The organism is Flavobacterium zubiriense (assembly GCF_041729725.1).
Classification (GTDB): domain Bacteria; phylum Bacteroidota; class Bacteroidia; order Flavobacteriales; family Flavobacteriaceae; genus Flavobacterium; species Flavobacterium zubiriense.
In genome coordinates this window covers 149,293-167,835 of the sequence record NZ_JBCFQL010000011.1, presented here as the reverse complement: position 1 = coordinate 167,835, position 18,543 = coordinate 149,293, and the positions used below count along the sequence as shown (strand labels likewise).

Genomic DNA, 18,543 nt, shown 5'->3' with positions numbered 1-18,543 from the left:
TTATTTTATTATTTTATTATTTTATTATTTTATTATTTTATTATTTTATTATTTTATTATTTTCAATCAGTCAATGTATAAATTTGCAAGAAAAAGATCAAGTTGATTTCCAGAAACTCTCATTCAATATGTACTTATTATCTTTTACATTTTGATACTTCTTTTTGAATTCCGAAGGATTCATATCATAAAACTGCTGGAATTGTTTTCTAAAATATTTAATATCACCAAAACCTGCCAATGAAGCTGCCTGACTTATCTGCAAATCGGTTGTAATTAACAAAGTAGCCACTTTTCTTAAACGCACACTTCTTGTGAATTCTGAAACCGACTTACCAGTAATTTTTTTGATTTTTTTATAAACCAATGAATGACTCATCCCTAACTCAAGAGCCAAATCCTGCACATTGAAATTTTCTTGATCTAAATTAGCATCAATCACCTCAACAATTCTATCAATCAACTTCTTATCCTCATCGGATATTTTTGAACTTACAACATTTTTAGTAACAGAATTAAGCAAATAATTCTGTTCACTATCACGTCGGCTAAGTATCCCGTTAATTCGCGCCAACAAATAATCATTATCAAATGGTTTTGTAATATAATCGTCAGCACCTACTTCGGCACCTTTCAGTTTCACCTCTTCCGAAGTTCCTCCGGTAAGCAATATTATCGGGATGTGTTTTAACTCCTCATCAGATTTGACATGTTTACAAAAAGCCACACCATTCATATCGCCCATTACCACATCCGAAATAATTAAATCCGGCTGCACTTTTCTAATTATTTCCAATGCTTTTTCGGCACTTTCGGCAGCTGCAACGCTGTATTTAGGCGCTAATATTTTCTTCAGATAATTTCTTATTTGAGGATTATCGTCCACAACTAAAATGCTTTTTGCATCTTTTATTAAGTCTTCTGTAATTTCAGATTCTTGATTATCTTCTAAAACATCTTCCTCTAATGTTTTGTCCTGTAGAAATTCTTCTAAAAACAAAGTTCTGTCGCTTAAATCTTCACGTATTTCTATATCTCCAAAATGTTCTTTCCCTAAAAGTAATCTAATTTCAAAAGTAGCTCCGCCTTTTTGATTATCATAACAGCGTACTTCTCCATGATGTTGATTGACAAATTGCTTTACCAGATAAAGACCTATACCAAATCCTTTGCGATTATTTTTGATATTTCTATTGGATTGATAAAACAGATTAAATATTTTGTCTTTATCATCATCCGAGACACCTTCTCCATTATCAACAACACTTATAATCAATTCGTTATCTAAACAACGTATATTTACAGCAACTGCTCCATTTTCTTTCTCTGTGAATTTTAAGGCATTCGAAATCAAATTAAACAATGCCATTTCCATTTTTTCTCGATCGATGTAAACGTATAGTTTTTCTTCAGAAATACTAAAACTATAATCTATTTTTTTTGTTTTGGCATGATGCACAAAACAACTAAACACTTCTTTACCAAGTTCTACAATATCAATTTGTGCAATTTTAAGTTTTCCTGTTTCTGTTTCTGTTTTTCTAAAAAGCAGCAACTGATCTACTAAGCTCAATAATCTTCTCGAATTGCTATAAACCATTTCTATAGCACTTGGATCTATTTGCTGTTTATTGCCATAAATTATCTCCTTCAAAGGATTTATAATCATGGTTAATGGCGACCGGAACTCATGAGAAATATTGGTAAAAAAGGTTAACTTTTTCTCGTTCAATTCTTTTTCCTGTTTCGCCAAATTTTGAGAAAGTTGTACTTCATATTTAAGTTGGGATTGCTTCTTTTGGTATTTATCAACAACATAAATTACAAAAGCGATAGCTAAAACATATAAAAAGTAAGCCAAATTACTTCTGTACCAGGGTGGCAATATGGTAATAGGCATTGAAATGGTTTTAGAGTTCCAAATTCCCTCTGCATTTGTAGACTTAATCTTCAGAGTATAATTGCCTTCAGTCAATCTGGAATAATTTGCAGTTCTTATGTTATCTACATAATGCCACTGAGAATCCCATCCTTCTAAAAAATAAGCATACGATATTTTTTCGGGCAAACTATACTCTAATGCTGCAAATTCAATATTAAGCATCGATTCATCATACGGAAGGGTTAGTTTATCTATTCCAAAAGCGGTTAATCCTGATTCTTCAATAGTGTTATTATTCACTTTTATCGAAGTAATAATTAGTTTAGGGAAATCATGAGTTTGACTATTAATTTTTGTGTCAATAATATTAAAACCTTTAATTCCTCCAAAAACTATTTCCCCCGTAGAAAGTTTAAGCGCCGCATTATAATTAAACTGATTGCTTTGAAGTCCATCAACATCATGATAACTGGTAATTTTATTATTACTAATATTATATACAAAAATCCCATTATAAGTGCTACACCAATAAGCACCCTGATTGTCCCGAACAATATTTAAAATTGAATTATTGGAAAGTCCATCTCGCTGAGTCAGGAATCTCTTTGTAAAAGTTTGAGGATTAAAAATCATTAAACCACCTCCTTCTGTACCAGCCAGCATTTTAGTTTTAGAAATAGAAACAATAGATCGCACAGGATACTTTACCTCAACACTCTGGCTTTTCAAAGTTTTTGGATTGAGTTTAATTAATTTAGTAAAATTCCCTAACCAGAGATTACCGTTTGAATCTTCCGCCATCGAAATAATCCCACTAATTTTTGCATCTACAAAATCAAATTGATCCGTAGTATCATTATAGCGATACAATCCTTCTTCATCTGGAGAACCAGCCCATAAAACACCTTCTTTACTTTTAAAGAGTACCCAGATATTTCTTTGAACAATATTATACCTGAGATTAAAAAGCTGATACCTCTTAAAATTTCGGGTCTTAGAATTAAAAAGTGAAACTCCTCCTCCATAGGTTCCAAACCACACTCCTTTATCATCTTTTACAATAGAAGCAACAAAATTATTTGCCAGTGAATTAGGATTATTTGGATTATAAGAATAATTTGTAAATACATTGTTCTTTTTATCCCATAAACTAGCCCCACCTCCATCTGTACCTACCCAAAGATGATCCTTATCTTGTTCACATAACGATAGAATAAAATCACTGGGCAGTGTGTTGCTTATTTTTTCATTTCTGGAAATTGTTAAAAAAGGACTTTTTTTACTTTCTACTTTATTCACACCACCTCTTAAAGTACCTATCCAAACTCGATTTCCACTATCTAAATACAAAGAAGTAATAGCGTTACTGTTCAATTTTTCAGTATTAAAACTAGCACTTAACAATGAAAAAGTATCTGAAACAAAATTATACTTTACAATTCCATTACCATTAGTAACTATCCAAAGTTCCTTTGTATCAGGTTTATACATAAAATCAGCAATAAGATACTGAACCTCTTGATTATGATACACTCGATACGTTTTATTTACCGTGTTGTACTTTAACAAACCAGCTTCGGTAGCCACCCATACATTTGAGAATCCATCATAAAACACACAGCCCCCACTTAAAATATCCGAATAAACTACCGATAATTTTTTTGTAGAAGACTCCATCATCACAAGTCCAACTCCTTGAACAAAACCCCACAATCTACCTGATTGATCAAAATCAATTCCCTGAACATGATAATCCCACTGTACTTTTCCGTTTACATAAAGTGGAACTGGATGGATTTTAGGTTCTTTTTCTGAACAATAAAGTAACCCCTTACCCGCAGTGGCAATGTACATACTTGTTTTATAATCTTTTATCTCATTAATTGCAACAGCAATCACTTCATTATTAGCTGTTAAGGGATTAATATAATGCCTTGTACTAAACTTATTAGTCAAATAATTATAAACACTGATTCCTCCTTTTGTACCAATCCAAATTTCATTTTGAGTCCCACAAATACTTACAATTCTATTATTGATTAATGAATTAACATCATTGGGTTCATTTCTATAATTCAGAAAATTGTAACCATCAAACCTGCTTATTCCATCATAAGTTCCAAACCACATTAAGCCTCGTTTGTCTTTGTAAACTGAAGTTACTGCATTATTAGCCAATCCATTTTCAATACCGATATATCCTATTTCATATTTTTCTTGACTATCATTTGGCACAGATAAACCATTCACAAACTGAGAATTAACCGTAGAACAGATAAAAAGCATGAAAAATGACAGGAATCTATTTATCAAAATATAGTTTGGTTTTGGGTTGGTATATTTTTTAATTCAAATTTTATGATTCGCTTTAATATCAATAGTATAAAAGGCGGTGGTTTAATTCCTAAAATTAGAAAAACCTATGAACAAATCTCATAGGTTTTATCAAAGAAACACAAAAAAACGCTAAATTAATCAACCAATGATATTACATAAGAATAAGTGTATTTTTTATCCAGCAATCGATATTCGTCATGCGGCAAGCGTCCCCAACTATCATCTCCACCAACACCTCTTTGTTTGTAATCAATATGCAGATAAACTGCTTCATTAGAATTCAAATCCAAATCAGAAGGATGGCGCTGCGATTTAGATTTGCCAGGATCCAAATCTTCTGTTGGAATATTTAATGCACTAAAACCTATTGGCTGTTGCCCAGTAATTTTTAAACCTTGCCCTTTATCATTTTCTAAAACCAACCAGCGAACATCTGTCTTATTACCCGATTCTTGAGGACGAATATAGGTTCTTGTAAACTGATTAATCACTTTGTCAGAATAAGTGCCAATAAAGGAAGCCGTATTTCTATCCGAATAATTTTCCCAGGGTCCTCTTCCGTAATATTTCAAATTATCATAAGTTCCATTTAATTTTAAACGCATTCCAAAACGAGGCAATTCAGGCAAATCTTTCCCTGTCATATCAATAGATGCAGTAAGTTTTACTGAACCGTCACTTTGAATTGAATAATCTACTGTATACGGAACTTCAACTTTTGCTAATTGATAAACTACTTTTATAAGCAATCCTTCTGGAGATTTTTTATCTAAATTGACACTTACAACAGTGGGATTATTTGAGGCTTCTTTCCAAACTACTAATTTATTTTGCATCTTATTTCCAAAATCATTATCCGTGGGAGCACGCCAGAAATAAGGTGTTGGAAAATGGTTAACCATAGTCTCCTCTCCTTTTTTTAATCCATATTTCAAAATCTCTCCTTTTTTTAAATCGAATGTCCCTGTAATGGTTTCGTTTTCAAATAAAAGCACATTCTTTTTAATCGAATACTTCAATTTTGATCTACTTTTTGCTGGAGCCAGGGTGTTTTCAAAATAATTACCTTTTCCAATTACAAATTGTTCTCGGGCAAATTCATGGCCTTTTGCAACTAAAGGCATGTCCAATTTTGAAACTGCAAAAACATTTAAAAAACATTCTGAATTTCCATCAAGCAAACCTAAATCTAAAGCTACTTGTTTCGTTTCTTCAGGATTTACGTCTAAACTAAACTCTCCAGACTTTACTTTTTTACCATTTTGAATTAATTCCCATTTAAAAGTATAATTAGAAAGATTGGTGAAATTAAAATGATTCGTCACTGCTAAATTAGCTTTATCATCCAACTGGAATTGAATGTTTTGATATACTTTTTTAACCTCAAACAAACCTGGATGCGGAATTCTATTGGCACTTATTAAACCATTGGCACAGAAATTTTCGTCATTTTGTAATTTTTCTCCGCCTAAATCTCCTCCATAAGCCCAAAACGTAATTCCTTTTTCATTTTTAGTTTTCAAACCTTGATCCACCCAATCCCAAATAAAACCTCCTTGCATGTGTTTGCTACTATTAATAATGTCCCAATATGCCTGAAAATTTCCATTACTATTCCCCATCGCATGTGAATACTCGCACATAATGTACGGACGCTTTTTGTCGGCACTAGCATAATCCTTCATGCTCTTAATACCGGGATACATCGGAGCTACAATATCAGTATTTCTATTTTCTCCAGCCTGTTCAAACTGAACTGGACGAGTAGAATCTATTTGTTTTAACCAATCGTAAGCATCATAAAAAACAGGGCCGTTTCCACATTCATTTCCTAAAGACCAAATAATAATTGACGGATGATTTTTATCAAAAGCAAACATTCTTTTAATTCTGTCCAAATGCGCTGGTGCCCATTCTGGCAAATAAGCAGGGTGTTTTGATTTATCAAACGAACCTTGCAACTCAGCTCCCATTCCGTGGGTTTCAATATTGGCTTCGTCCACTACATAAAACCCATATTCATCACATAAATCATAAAAATGAGTATCATGCGGATAATGACTCATTCTGATAGCATTAATATTATTTTCCTTCATTAACTGAAGGTCTTTTACCATTAATTCAGCATCTGGAGCATGTCCTTTTGTATCACTATGTTCATGAATATTTACTCCTTTTACTAAAACTGCTTTACCGTTAACTAATAATTGAGCGTCTTTAATTTCAACTTTTCTAAAACCTGTTTTTTTAGAAACAATTTGGTTTGTTTTTCCTTTATTATCCAGCAAAGTAATGGTGTATCGGTATAAATTTGGCGTTTCGGCATTCCATTGTTTTACATTGTCAAGGGTTGTTGCAAAGCTAATTTTTTGTTCTTTAGGTCTTACTTTTTTACTTTCAGAAAAAACAACATTTCCTTCATTATCAAACAATTCTACTTTTACCGCAGGATTTTTTATGGTATTATTTTCGAAATATCTTAAGGTAACATCCAAATTAAAAATTCCGTTTTTATATTGATTGTCTAATTCGCTTTTTACAAAATAATCCCAAATAGTAGTTTTAGGCATGGCTTGCAAATAAACATCACGCTCGATTCCGCTTAATCTCCAGAAATCCTGATCTTCTAAATAACTTCCATCATGCCAACGAAATATTTGCACAGCAATCAAATTATTGCCTTTTGTTAAAAAAGAAGTAATATTAAATTCGGCAGGGGTTTTAGAGGCCTTTGTCATCCCAACTTCTTTTCCATTCAGGAAGACTCTGGCATATCCAGAAATGGATGCAAAGTGAAGTATAATTTCTTTGTCTTTCCAAGAATCCGAAACTGTAAAACTGCGTCTGTATGTCCCTACAGGATTATAATCTCCAGCTATAAATGGAGGATTTTTAGGAAATGGATAAGTGACATTAGTATAAATTGGGATATCATAACCTTGTATTTCCCAGTTAGAAGGCACTTGAATGTTGTTCCAATTGCTATCATTCAGATCTGTTTTGTAAAAATCCATTGGTCTTTGAGATGGATTTTTAACAATATTAAATTTCCAGTTCCCATTTAAACTTTGATACAATTCTGATTTTTGAGGATTATTGCCTTTCAACTCCGCTTCATTACTAAATAATAAAAAGGAACTTCTTCCTTCTTCTTTTCCTCTATCCACAATTTGAGGATTCTCCCATTCATTTGCCTGAGCAAAACCATTTTGCAGACTTAAAAACAAAGCAAGCGCTACTACAATATTCTTCATTATCATTTTATTTTATTACTCGGATTTTTAAATTTTAAATATTTTTAGAAATTGTATCCTCAAATAACTGTATCGGTAATAATTGAAAAACACCTAAAAAAAGTGCACTAATTCAACTTAAAACAACTAGCTAAATAAAAACAGGATATCAAGATTACAAATTTAATCAACACTTTAAAAGACAAAGGGGGTAATTCAGTACAATAAAAGGGGTAATTCCATAAAAAAGCTGTAAGCACACCTTAAATTGAAATTTTTAACCCAATTAAATGTTAAAACTATTCTAGTAGGGAAAAGTTATTTTGCTTGTTATTTCAAATCAAACTTCTAGGCAAAGTCTATTTTAAACAAAAAACCACAACAAAAAAATATCCAAACAAAAAATGAGGCTTCTCTTTTTCAACTTAGACGGCCGCTCAAGGATTGTATCATTTTTCAAATCTACATAGATTAATGTATATTTAGCAATAATATCCTATTTTTACCCAACTTAATAAAACTAGCAAATTACAATGCCAACATTAAACTGGATAGGAAAAGAAAAAGTAATCAACCATCATCAAGATGTACCCTACAAAATACTAGAACCGCAATACGGTTTTACAAATGGTATAGAACAGTCCGAACCCAACAATAGCGGTAATAAGATCATTCACGGTGACAACCTTGAAGCCTTAAAAAGCTTGATGCCAGAATACGAAGGCAAAATAAAGTGCATCTATATTGACCCACCTTACAATACAGGAAACGAAAGCTGGGTGTATAATGACAATGTAAATAATCCTAAAATTAAAAAATGGTTAGGCGAAGTCGTAGGTAAAGATGGCGAAGATTTAACACGACATGATAAGTGGTTGTGCATGATGTATCCAAGATTAAAATTACTAAAAAAACTTCTGGCTAAAAATGGTTCTCTTGTAATTAGTATTGGTTATCAAGAAGTTTTTAATTTAATGCAAATCGTTCAAGAATTATTTTGTTCAAAACAAATAGGATGTGTGACAGTTCAAACTTCTGGAGGAAAACCTTCGGGTTCATTTAACTATCAACATGAATATTTAATTTTTATTGTTCCAAATGATTTTGAAGCAAATCCTATGAGTTTTACAGGTGGCAAAGAAAGAACTCCATTTGAGGGTTTAACACTTGCAACATTTGATAAAACTCAAAGACCTAATCAGACTTATCCAATTTTTATAAATACAGAAACCAATTGCATTGACAGCATTGGTGAATCACTTCAGGAAAGAATTAAAAATGGTAGCTATACTGGAGAATTAATTGATTTCATTTATAATTTTAATGAAGCTCCTGAAGGAACTGTAGCAATATGGCCAATTACAAGTAAAGGAAAAGATTGTGTTTGGAGATTATCTCCAAACAGATTGTTTAGTGATTGGAAAAAAGGTTATATTAAAATCAGTCATAATCGTCAAATGACAAGTTTAAATAAATACAGTATCCAATATTTGCCCGAAGGAATAATTAAGAAAATTGAAAAAGGAACATTAAACGTAAGCGGAAAAGAAAATAATTCACCAACATTGACTTTTGGCGAAAACAAAACAGTCGGAAGTGATATTCCTACTGTTTGGTTGGAAAAAGAATTTTACTCTGTCAAGGGGACAACACTTTTGAATGAAATTTTCTCCACTAAAAAATTCAATTATCCTAAACCTTTATCATTAGTAAGTGAAGTTATAAGGGCGTTAACATCGCCTGATGATATTATACTTGATTCCTTTGCTGGTTCAGGATCAACAGCTCATGCTACTTTAGAACTTAACAAAGAAGACGATGGTAACAGAAAATTCATTCTGATAGAAATGGAAGACTATTCTAACAACGTTACTGCTGAAAGAGTAAAAAGAGTCATCAATGGTTACGGAGAAGATGATAAAAAGATTGAAGGCACAGGTGGTGATTTTAATTATTATGAGTTAGGCGAACCTTTGTTTCTTGAAGAAGATATTTTGAATGAATCTGTAGGGATAGAAAACATCTTGAAATACATTTGGTATTCTGAAACGAGAACTCAATTTACCACTGTTCCAGACCTTGCAGAAGCAAACTACAGAATAGGCTCAAAAGACCAAACCGATTATTATTTTTACTATTTAATTGACGGACAAACTACAGTTGATTATGATTTTATGGCTAAAATAAAACACAAAGCCAGCCAATACATCATTTATGCTGACAACTGCTTACTTGAAAAGGATTTTATGCTGAAACATCATATTATTTTCAAGAAAATACCAAGAGATATAACTAGATTTTAGACTATAGCATTTGAATTATGAAAGAAGGATTAAGTAAATTTATATTATATACCGCACCAAGCGGAGCAGTAAGAGTAGATGTTTTTTTAGAGGGCGAAACTGTTTGGCTCACTCAAAAATCTATGGGAGTGCTATTTGACACAACACCTCAAAATATAACTATCCACTTAAAAAACATATACGAATCAGGTGAAATAGAGCAAGAGGCAACTTGTAAAGAAATTTTACAAGTTCAAAAAGAAGGCGAAAGAGAAGTAGCAAGAAATCAAAAATACTATAATCTTGATGCCATTATTTCAGTTGGATATAGAGTAAATTCGACCAAAGCCACACAGTTTAGAATTTGGGCTACCAACACTTTAAAAGAATACATCATAAAAGGTTTTGTACTAGATGATGAAAGATTGAAACAAGGACAAACACTCTTTGGAAAAGATTATTTTAGAGAGTTATTACAAAGAGTTCGTTCCATCCGAGCGAGCGAAAGAAGAATATACCAACAAGTAACCGATATTTTTGCAGAGTGTTGTATTGATTACGATAAGAATGCCGAAATAACCAAAGGTTTTTATGCTATGGTTCAAAATAAATTTCATTTTGCAATAACAGGCAAAACGGCAGCCGAAATCATATACAAATCTGCCGATAGCAAAAAGGAAAATATGGGTTTGACAACTTGGAAAAACGCACCAGATGGCAGGGTTTTAAAACAAGATGTTATTATCGCAAAGAACTATTTAGAACAAAAGGAGATACAACAATTAGAACGAACCGTTACTAGTTATTTTGATTATATTGAGGGTTTAATCGAAAGAGAACACACCTTTACTATGGTACAACTAGCAAACAGTGTAAACAAATTTCTTTCTTTTAACGATTACAAAGTATTGGAAGGAAAGGGAAAATTAAAGAAGATTACCGCTGATAAAAAAGCAATCAAAGAATACGATACTTTTAATAAAACCCAGAAAATAATTTCTGATTTTGACAAAGTGGTAAAAGGCTTGAAAAAAGGGAAGAAATAAAAATTACAATCATGATAGATTACTTAGAAATAAAAGGATATAAATCTATTAAGAATTTAGAATTGGAAATGAAGCCAATTAACATTCTTATAGGGAGTAATGGTGTTGGGAAAAGTAATTTCGTTTCATTCTTCAAGTTAATCAATGCTATTTTCAATGAACGATTACAGAAATACGTATTGGAAGAAAAAGCAGATAATTTACTTTATTATGGTCGAAAAACTACTGAATATCTATTCGGAAAATTGATATTCAATAGTGGAAATGGAAATAACAATGCGTATTGTTTTAATCTTGCCCAAACAAAAGAAGGAAGTTTGTATTTTGAAGCAGAATCATCAGGATATAATGTTCTTCGAGAAAACAGAACTTCTGGCTACTATACTTTACACAATTTATTAGAAAGCAATATTCCCAAAAACTTCTCTTATAGAAATAATTATTTAAGAGAACATTTAAAGAATATCCAAGTCTTTCATTTTCACGATACATCTTCAACATCTTTTTTAAGGAGAGAATGTGATATTAACGATAATTTATATTTAAAACAAGATGGAAGAAACCTACCTGCATTTTTGTATTTATTAAAAGTAAATCATCCCAAAATATTCGGTAGAATTGAGAAAACAATTCAATCTATCGCTCCATATATCGATAAATTCATTTTAGAACCTAACCGCCTTAACGAAAATGAAATTGCATTACGATGGATAGATAAAGGGGATTCCGAAAGTAATTTTTCTGCCTATCAATTGTCTGATGGAACACTACGTTTTATAGCATTAGCTACATTACTTCTTCAACCGAACCCTCCTTCAGTAGTCATTATTGACGAGCCTGAATTAGGTTTGCATCCATTTGCTATAAATATTTTATCAGGAATGATACAAGTAGCATCAAGTAAAGCTCAAATAATTGTTGCTACACAATCACCAGGTTTAATCAGCAATTTCAAACCTGAAGACATTATTGCAATTGATCGTAGTATAGAAGAGAATCAAACTATTTTCAAAAGACTCAATTCTGAGGATTTAAAAGTGTGGCTTCAAGAATTCACTTTAGGTGATTTATGGGAACGAAATATTATTAATTCTGGACAACCTTTTATAAAAAGATAGTATGAAAAGAATTATCATTATTTGCGAAGGGCAAACAGAACAACAATTTTGCAATGACGTATTACAGTTTCATTTTAATTCAAAAAATATTTATATTCATTATCCCACCATTGAAAAAACTGGAGGAGGCATTGTAAATTGGGAAGCATTAAAATTTCAAATAAATACAACATTAAAAAAAGACCCTACTGTTATAGTAACAACTTTAATAGATTTTTACGGGATTCATGCACATCATAAATATCCATTTTGGGAACAAGCAAAACAGCAAGCAGATAAAAGCATTGGAATGAATATAATGGAGCAAGGCATGAAAGATAATTTACCACCAGAATTGCAAAATCGTTTTATACCTTATATACAGTTATATGAATTTGAGGCACTCCTTTTTAGCGATATTACTGTGTATCAAAACAATTTTGAAGATAATGAATTTTTAGATTATAGTTATTTAGAACAAACGATAAATTCAAATCCAAATCCTGAAACGATAAATGACAGCCCTGAAACAGCTCCATCAAAACGATTAGCTAGAATCATCAAAGGTTACTATTCAGACAATGATAATCACAAAGTTTTGTATGGTTCATTATTATCTCATGACATTGGACTCCTAAAAATCAGAGCTAAATGTCACCGATTTAATCAGTGGATGACAAAGCTTGAAAATATTTAAAAGTAAAGAAGGTTAAACTATAAACTACAATTCAAAAATTATAAATGGAGTTAAAATCTTACCAACAGCAAGTAATAAACGATTTAGATATTTTTTTAGAATACCTAAAAAAACATCCTACTCCTGCCCTTGCTTTTAAAAATTATTGGGAAGACAAAGTAGGTGCTTACGAATTAAAATTAGACGGTACTTACAGCGGAATGACTCCTTACAAGAACAATATTCTCAAAACACCACACATAGCCATAAAAGTTCCAACAGCTGGAGGAAAAACATTTATTGCTTGTAATGCCATACATTCAATTTTCAGCACCTATGATAGCAGTCGTCCAAAAGCGGTTGTTTGGTTAGTTCCCTGGAGTAACTTATTGCAGCAAACCGCTAATAACTTATCTGACCCAACGCATCCTTATCGTCAAAAATTAAATACACTTTTCAATCATAGTGTTGAAGTATATGAAAAGGAAGCTCTTTTACAAGGAGCAAACTTTAACCCTACTTCGGTATCAGAACAACTGAATATTTTTGTTTTCAATTTTAGCAGTTTACGAATCAATTCAAAGAAAAAAGATGATCGTAAAATATATCAACAAAACGGAGCTTTGGAAGCTTTTAGAGATATCGTTGTAGAACAAGATTTAGTTTTACCAGACACAGACGAAAGTGCTTTAATAAATATAATTAGAAGCTTAAACCCATTGGTAATTGTTGATGAAAGTCATAATGCTGAAAGTGATTTAAGTGTAGAAATGCTACAAAACTTAAATCCATCCTTTGTATTGGATTTAACAGCTACTCCAAAAAAGAATAGCAATATTGTAAGCTATGTGAATGCTATTGAGCTAAAAAAGGAACACATGGTAAAGCTTCCTGTTATTGTTTACAACCATAGCCGTAAAGAAGAAGTAATCAATAGTGCTTTACATTTACAAAGACAATTAGAGCAATTAGCAATTCAAGAAAGTTTAGATGGAGGCAAGAAAATAAGACCTATCATTTTATTTCAAGCGCAATCCAATATCAAAGGGAGTGATAATACTACTTATCAAAAGATCAAAGAAAAATTAATCGAGTTAAAAATTCCCGAAGAACAAATCAAAATCAAAGTAAGTGGTTTAGATGAATTGAAAGGAATTGATTTAATGGCCGAAAATTGTCCTGTGCGATACATCATAACTGTTAATGCATTAAAAGAAGGCTGGGACTGTCCATTTGCATATATTCTAGCATCATTGGCCGATAAATCATCGGCTGTTGAAGTAGAACAAATTTTAGGTAGAGTTCTAAGACAGCCTTATGTACTTAAACATAAAGAACCATTATTAAATTTATCCTTTGTTCTTACTGCTTCCGCTAAATTCAATGAAACACTAGACAATATTGTAAAAGGTTTACAAGATGCTGGCTTTAGTAATAAAGACTACTATGCTGAAGAAATTATCACCGAAGAAATTCCTTTCACAGATAAAGAGGCTCTAAACAGAGAATTATTTGGAGGTACTGAAGAAGTAACAACCCACTTCGATGACGCAGATATTACAAATATCAATGTAGATGCCATTAGCTTTGATCCTACGGCAAATGAAGTCGCACCTATTTCAAATACAGCTATTTCTCAAATTACTCAAAAAGCAATTGAAGAAGGAAAGGCCTTTGAGAATAGACTAACCGAAGATGCTGGAGACAGCACCGAATATCTTTTAAGAGAAATGGGAAAAGAACCAAAACGATATAAAATTGTAGAACATTTTCATCAAGTGGCTGAAAATATTGCATTACCCCAATTCTATAAAAAGCTAGAAGAAAACATCTTAAATCAAGAATTAGTTTTTGAAGAATTAAGTCAAGGAGAAGTTTTCCTAAATAGAGACCAGTTGCTAAGCACTTTCAAACTTTCTACTAAAAACACAGAAATAGATTTTAATAGTGTTAGTGCAGAAGTAGTAAAAGTAGATTATGACGAAAAGCGAAAAGATGCCGTAATTTCTAAATTTAGCGTTCAAGCCAAAAAAATACTTGTTGATACCATCGTTGCCAAACCAAAAGAGAAGCAAATCAAAGATATTACCAGTATTATGGTTAGTAAAATTGGCAACATGACTCCCATAGCGGAGCAAGAAATCAAAAAATACATCGAACGAATTTTTAGTGATTTTTCAACCGAAGAAATCATTGATGCTGTAAACAATGAATACAATTACATTTATAAAATAAAGGCTAAAATTCTAGAATTAGCAAACCAACACGCTAAAGAAGAATTCAAAAAATTATTAGACACCAATAAAATTATTGTTAAACCAAGTTTTAAATTTAAAGATTCATTAGTTCATACTAAAGAGGGAGCTATGATTAACAAATCTCTTTATGAGCGTGAAGGCATTATGAATAATTTTGAACAAAGTCTGATAATGGATGTAGCATCATTGGATAATGTTCTTTTTTGGCATAGAAATTCAGACAATAAAGACAAAGGATTTTACCTGAACGGATTTAGTAACAACCATTATCCTGATTTTATTCTGTACACTGAAAAAGGAAACATTGTATTGGTTGAAACTAAAGGCGATTTTCTAGATAATGACGACAGCAAAGCTAAAAACATTTTAGGCAAAAAATGGGCTGAAAAATCAGGCGACAACTATAAATACTTTATGGTTTTTGAAAGTAAAAATGTTGATGGATGTTATACGGCTAAGAGTTTTTTGGATATTATTAGTGCTTTATAAGTGTACACTCCTCTAAGAATAATATAATGGCTTAAAGCCAATAACAGACAAACTCTCATTACTTATGGTATTGGGAGTTTGTGTTTTAATATATTTTGTAAATCAAAAAATCATTAGCTAACCTACTAAAAAGAGTTGAGAAATATTAAAGTTGAGAAACTATAAATAAAATTTCAGCCACCCTTTTAGCCACCCTATAAAAGCAAAAAACCTCCTAATCCTAAGATTAAGAGGCTTTTAAGTACCCGGAGCCGGAGTCGAACCGGCACGGTTTCCCACAGGTGTTTGAGACCAGCGCGTCTACCAATTCCGCCATCCGGGCTTAGCAGACAGAGACAAAAACAATTGTCTCACGCAATAAAGAGTTATTTAATGGTAGTCAAATAACTTTTTCCTTTAACACGGTGCAAATGTAAAAAATTTTATTAAAGTTTCTAATAAAATTAATGGAAATTTTACTTTCACAGTTAAATTAATTTTCTAAATTTGCAGCTCGTTAAAACAGCATATACTAACTAACTCCACCCGAGGTATTTATACATCATTTTGCTTTTAAAAAACATAAAAGCCTAACTGTATAGCGTACATTGGAACAAAAACAATAAATAAAATGTCACAAAAAGAACCAGAAGCTAAAATTTTTGCTTGTTCACAAAGTGTCTATCTAGCTGAAAAAATTTCCAAAGAATACGGAATTCCGTTAGGAAAAGTTTCTATGTCACACTACAGTGATGGCGAATTTCAACCCTCTTACGAAGAATCAATCAGAGGACTACGCGTTTTTATTGTTTGCTCTACATTCCCTAACACGGATAATTTAATGGAGTTGTTATTAATGATTGATGCTGCAAAACGCGCATCGGCAAGACACATTACCGCAGTTATGCCCTACTTTGGATGGGCAAGACAAGACCGAAAAGACAAGCCTAGAGTTCCAATTGGAGCAAAACTAATTGCCAAAATGCTTGAAGCAGCAGGTGCAACAAGAATCATGACCATGGATTTACACGCAGATCAAATCCAGGGATTCTTTGAAAAACCAGTAGATCACCTTTTTGCTTCCACTATATTTTTACCGTACGTAGAAAGCTTAAAATTAGAAAATTTAACCATTGCTTCTCCTGACATGGGAGGTTCTAAAAGAGCGTATGCTTATTCTAAATTCTTAGAATCGGATGTGGTTATTTGCTACAAACAAAGAAAAGAAGCTAACATCATTGATACCATGGAATTAATTGGCGAAGTAAAAGGTCGCAATGTAATTCTAGTTGATGATATGATTGACACCGGTGGAACATTAGCAAAAGCAGCCGATTTAATGATCGAAAGAGGCGCATTAAGCGTTAGGGCCATTTGTACTCACGCTATTTTATCTGGAAAAGCATACGAAAGAATAGAAGAATCAAAACTAAGCGAACTAATTGTTACAGATTCTATCCCATTAAAGAAAGAATCTAAAAAAATTAGAGTTGTAAGTTGTGCACCACTTTTTGCCGAAGTAATGCAAATGGTACAACACAACAATTCTATTAGTGGGAAGTTTATCATGTAAAAAAGTAATTAGTCCTTAGTGAATAGTCAAAACTAAATTACTAAAACTAATAATTCAAAATTAGCGGCAAGTATTAACTAACAACTAATTACCAGTCACTAATCACTAAAAAAGAGTTTAATTAATAACTATATAAATATTTAAAATGAAATCGATTACAATTAAAGGATCAGAAAGAGAAAGCGTGGGCAAAGTTGCAACTAAAGCCTTACGTAATGCTGGAGCGGTTCCTTGCGTGTTATACGGAGGAGATCAACCAGTTCATTTTTCAGCAGAAGAAAAAGCATTCAAAAACTTGGTTTACACTCCAAACGCTCACACGGTTGTGATTGAACTTGAGAACGGAAAATCATTCAATGCAATTTTACAAGACATTCAGGTTCACCCAGTTTCTGACAAAATTTTACACATTGACTTTTTTCAATTGTATGATGACAAAGAAATCACTATTGAAGTTCCTGTAAAAATTATTGGTAAATCTAAAGGAGTTATGGCTGGTGGTGATTTACGTATCAACAACCGTAAATTAAAAGTTAAAGCTTTGCCTAAAAATCTTCCTGATTTTGTTGAAGCTGATATTACTCCACTAGACATGGGTAACAAGTTATATGTAACTAAAGTACCTACGCCTGATTTCAAAATCATGCACCCAGATAACACTGTTATTTGTCAAGTGAAGATCTCTCGTGCAGCTATGAAAGCAGCTCAAGAAGCAGCAAAAGCAGCAAAAGCACCTGCAAAAGGAAAGAAAAAATAATCTTTTTTCAATCATACTTAAAAGCATCAATCGAAAGGTTGGTGCTTTTTTTTTGAAACAATAACCACAAATTAAGTGTAAGTACGATATAAAAACAAAAGCAAACCACAGTATGCACATTAAGTTGATTATTGAAATCGAAATTGACACTTGTAATTGAAATTTATACTTATTTTTGCAACATGATAAAATGGATTACTAAACTGTTTTCATCAACAGCAAAAGAAGAAAACATGGACAACATGAAACCGGAAGTCCACGAATACCAAAAAAACAATCTAAAAACCGTGAGTAGTAAATATTTAATTGTAGGATTAGGTAATATTGGTGCCGAATATGTAAATACACGTCACAATATTGGATTTAAAATAGTAGACTTTTTAGCTCGAAAAGAAGGCATTAACTTCGAAACCGTAAAACTAGGTTCTTTAGCCGAATATAAATTCAAAGGACGTACATTCCTGTTGTTGAAACCCAATACTTATATGAACCTGAGCGGTAAAGCAGTTCAATATTGGATGGATAAAGAGAAAATTCCACTGGAAAATATTATGGTAATTACCGATGATTTGAATCTTTCTTTTGGAACTATACGAATCAGAAAAAAAGGCAGCGATGGTGGACACAATGGCTTAAAAAGCATTCAAGCCACATTAAATACAACTGAATACACTCGTTTTCGTTTTGGAATTAGTGATGAATTTAAAAAAGGAAAACAAGTCGATTATGTATTAGGAGAATGGAATGCTGCCGAAAATGAAGCACTCCCCGAACGACTAGAAGTAGCTTCTGAAATTATCAAATCTTTTGGAACAGCAGGTTTAGAAAACACCATGACTTCTTTTAATGGAAAATAAAAAAAGGCTGAAAACAGAAATTTTCAGCCTTTTTCATAATAAGAATCTCGAGTTAGAGCCTGTTTAAAATTCATCAA

10 protein-coding genes and 1 tRNA gene are annotated in these 18,543 nt (G+C 32.1%); 8 read left to right on the top strand and 3 right to left on the bottom strand.

What is annotated here, in order from left to right; translation table 11 throughout:
- Positions 1–97: 97 nt before the first annotated feature.
- Positions 98–4,168: a hybrid sensor histidine kinase/response regulator transcription factor gene (locus AAGV28_RS11610; RefSeq protein WP_373406976.1), complete on the bottom strand. Its 4,071-nt coding sequence runs from the start codon at positions 4,166–4,168 to the stop codon at positions 98–100.
- 185 nt (positions 4,169–4,353) lie between these two features.
- Complete coding sequence (lacZ, locus tag AAGV28_RS11605) at positions 4,354–7,473, bottom strand: beta-galactosidase, LacZ type (protein ID WP_373406975.1); 3,120 nt, start codon at positions 7,471–7,473, stop codon at positions 4,354–4,356.
- Between the two features lie 512 nt (positions 7,474–7,985).
- On the opposite strand from lacZ, the gene AAGV28_RS11600 reads away from it, so the two are divergent.
- Genes AAGV28_RS11600 through AAGV28_RS11580 form a run of 5 tightly spaced genes read left to right on the top strand, consistent with a single transcriptional unit; the run spans position 7,986 to position 15,300 of the window.
- Positions 7,986–9,755, top strand: a complete 1,770-nt coding sequence (locus AAGV28_RS11600; RefSeq protein ID WP_373406974.1) for a site-specific DNA-methyltransferase — start codon at positions 7,986–7,988, stop codon at positions 9,753–9,755.
- A gap of 17 nt (positions 9,756–9,772) precedes the next feature.
- Positions 9,773–10,780, top strand: coding sequence for a virulence RhuM family protein (locus AAGV28_RS11595; RefSeq protein WP_373406973.1), 1,008 nt, complete (start codon positions 9,773–9,775; stop codon positions 10,778–10,780).
- 11 nt (positions 10,781–10,791) lie between these two features.
- A complete protein-coding gene (locus AAGV28_RS11590; protein ID WP_373406972.1) occupies positions 10,792–11,898 on the top strand; it encodes an AAA family ATPase in 1,107 nt (368 codons plus the stop codon).
- A 1-nt stretch (position 11,899) separates the two neighbouring features.
- Complete coding sequence (locus AAGV28_RS11585) at positions 11,900–12,574, top strand: DUF4276 family protein (protein ID WP_373406971.1); 675 nt, start codon at positions 11,900–11,902, stop codon at positions 12,572–12,574.
- A 44-nt stretch (positions 12,575–12,618) separates the two neighbouring features.
- On the top strand, positions 12,619–15,300 hold the full coding sequence (locus tag AAGV28_RS11580) for a DEAD/DEAH box helicase (RefSeq protein WP_373406970.1): 2,682 nt from the start codon (positions 12,619–12,621) through the stop codon (positions 15,298–15,300).
- A 242-nt stretch (positions 15,301–15,542) separates the two neighbouring features.
- On the opposite strand, the gene AAGV28_RS11575 is transcribed toward AAGV28_RS11580, so the two are convergent.
- Positions 15,543–15,622, bottom strand: a tRNA-Leu gene (locus AAGV28_RS11575).
- Positions 15,623–15,910: 288 nt separating this feature from the next.
- Between AAGV28_RS11575 and AAGV28_RS11570 the strand changes: the two genes are divergently transcribed.
- The 3 genes from AAGV28_RS11570 (at position 15,911) to pth (ending at position 18,466) form a co-directional block, all read left to right on the top strand.
- Positions 15,911–16,852: a ribose-phosphate pyrophosphokinase gene (locus tag AAGV28_RS11570; protein ID WP_373390319.1), complete on the top strand. Its 942-nt coding sequence runs from the start codon at positions 15,911–15,913 to the stop codon at positions 16,850–16,852.
- Positions 16,853–16,997: 145 nt separating this feature from the next.
- Positions 16,998–17,609, top strand: coding sequence for a 50S ribosomal protein L25/general stress protein Ctc (locus AAGV28_RS11565; protein ID WP_373406969.1), 612 nt, complete (start codon positions 16,998–17,000; stop codon positions 17,607–17,609).
- A 182-nt stretch (positions 17,610–17,791) separates the two neighbouring features.
- Positions 17,792–18,466 (top strand): aminoacyl-tRNA hydrolase, encoded by a 675-nt coding sequence (gene pth, locus AAGV28_RS11560; protein WP_373406968.1) that lies wholly within the window; start codon positions 17,792–17,794, stop codon positions 18,464–18,466.
- Positions 18,467–18,543 lie beyond the last annotated feature (77 nt).

Excerpts from the sequence above, each read along its gene's own strand:
- AAGV28_RS11595 (WP_373406973.1), top strand. The coding sequence starts at position 9,773 with ATGAAAGAAGGATTAAGTAAATTTATATTATATACCGCACCAAGCGGA.
- AAGV28_RS11585 (WP_373406971.1), top strand. The coding sequence starts at position 11,900 with ATGAAAAGAATTATCATTATTTGCGAAGGGCAAACAGAACAACAATTT.
- AAGV28_RS11610 (WP_373406976.1), bottom strand. The coding sequence starts at position 4,168 with ATGCTTTTTATCTGTTCTACGGTTAATTCTCAGTTTGTGAATGGTTTA.
- AAGV28_RS11570 (WP_373390319.1), top strand. The coding sequence starts at position 15,911 with ATGTCACAAAAAGAACCAGAAGCTAAAATTTTTGCTTGTTCACAAAGT.
- AAGV28_RS11590 (WP_373406972.1), top strand. The coding sequence starts at position 10,792 with ATGATAGATTACTTAGAAATAAAAGGATATAAATCTATTAAGAATTTA.
- pth (WP_373406968.1), top strand. The coding sequence starts at position 17,792 with ATGATAAAATGGATTACTAAACTGTTTTCATCAACAGCAAAAGAAGAA.
- AAGV28_RS11600 (WP_373406974.1), top strand. The coding sequence starts at position 7,986 with ATGCCAACATTAAACTGGATAGGAAAAGAAAAAGTAATCAACCATCAT.
- lacZ (WP_373406975.1), bottom strand. The coding sequence starts at position 7,473 with ATGAAGAATATTGTAGTAGCGCTTGCTTTGTTTTTAAGTCTGCAAAAT.
- AAGV28_RS11565 (WP_373406969.1), top strand. The coding sequence starts at position 16,998 with ATGAAATCGATTACAATTAAAGGATCAGAAAGAGAAAGCGTGGGCAAA.
- AAGV28_RS11580 (WP_373406970.1), top strand. The coding sequence starts at position 12,619 with ATGGAGTTAAAATCTTACCAACAGCAAGTAATAAACGATTTAGATATT.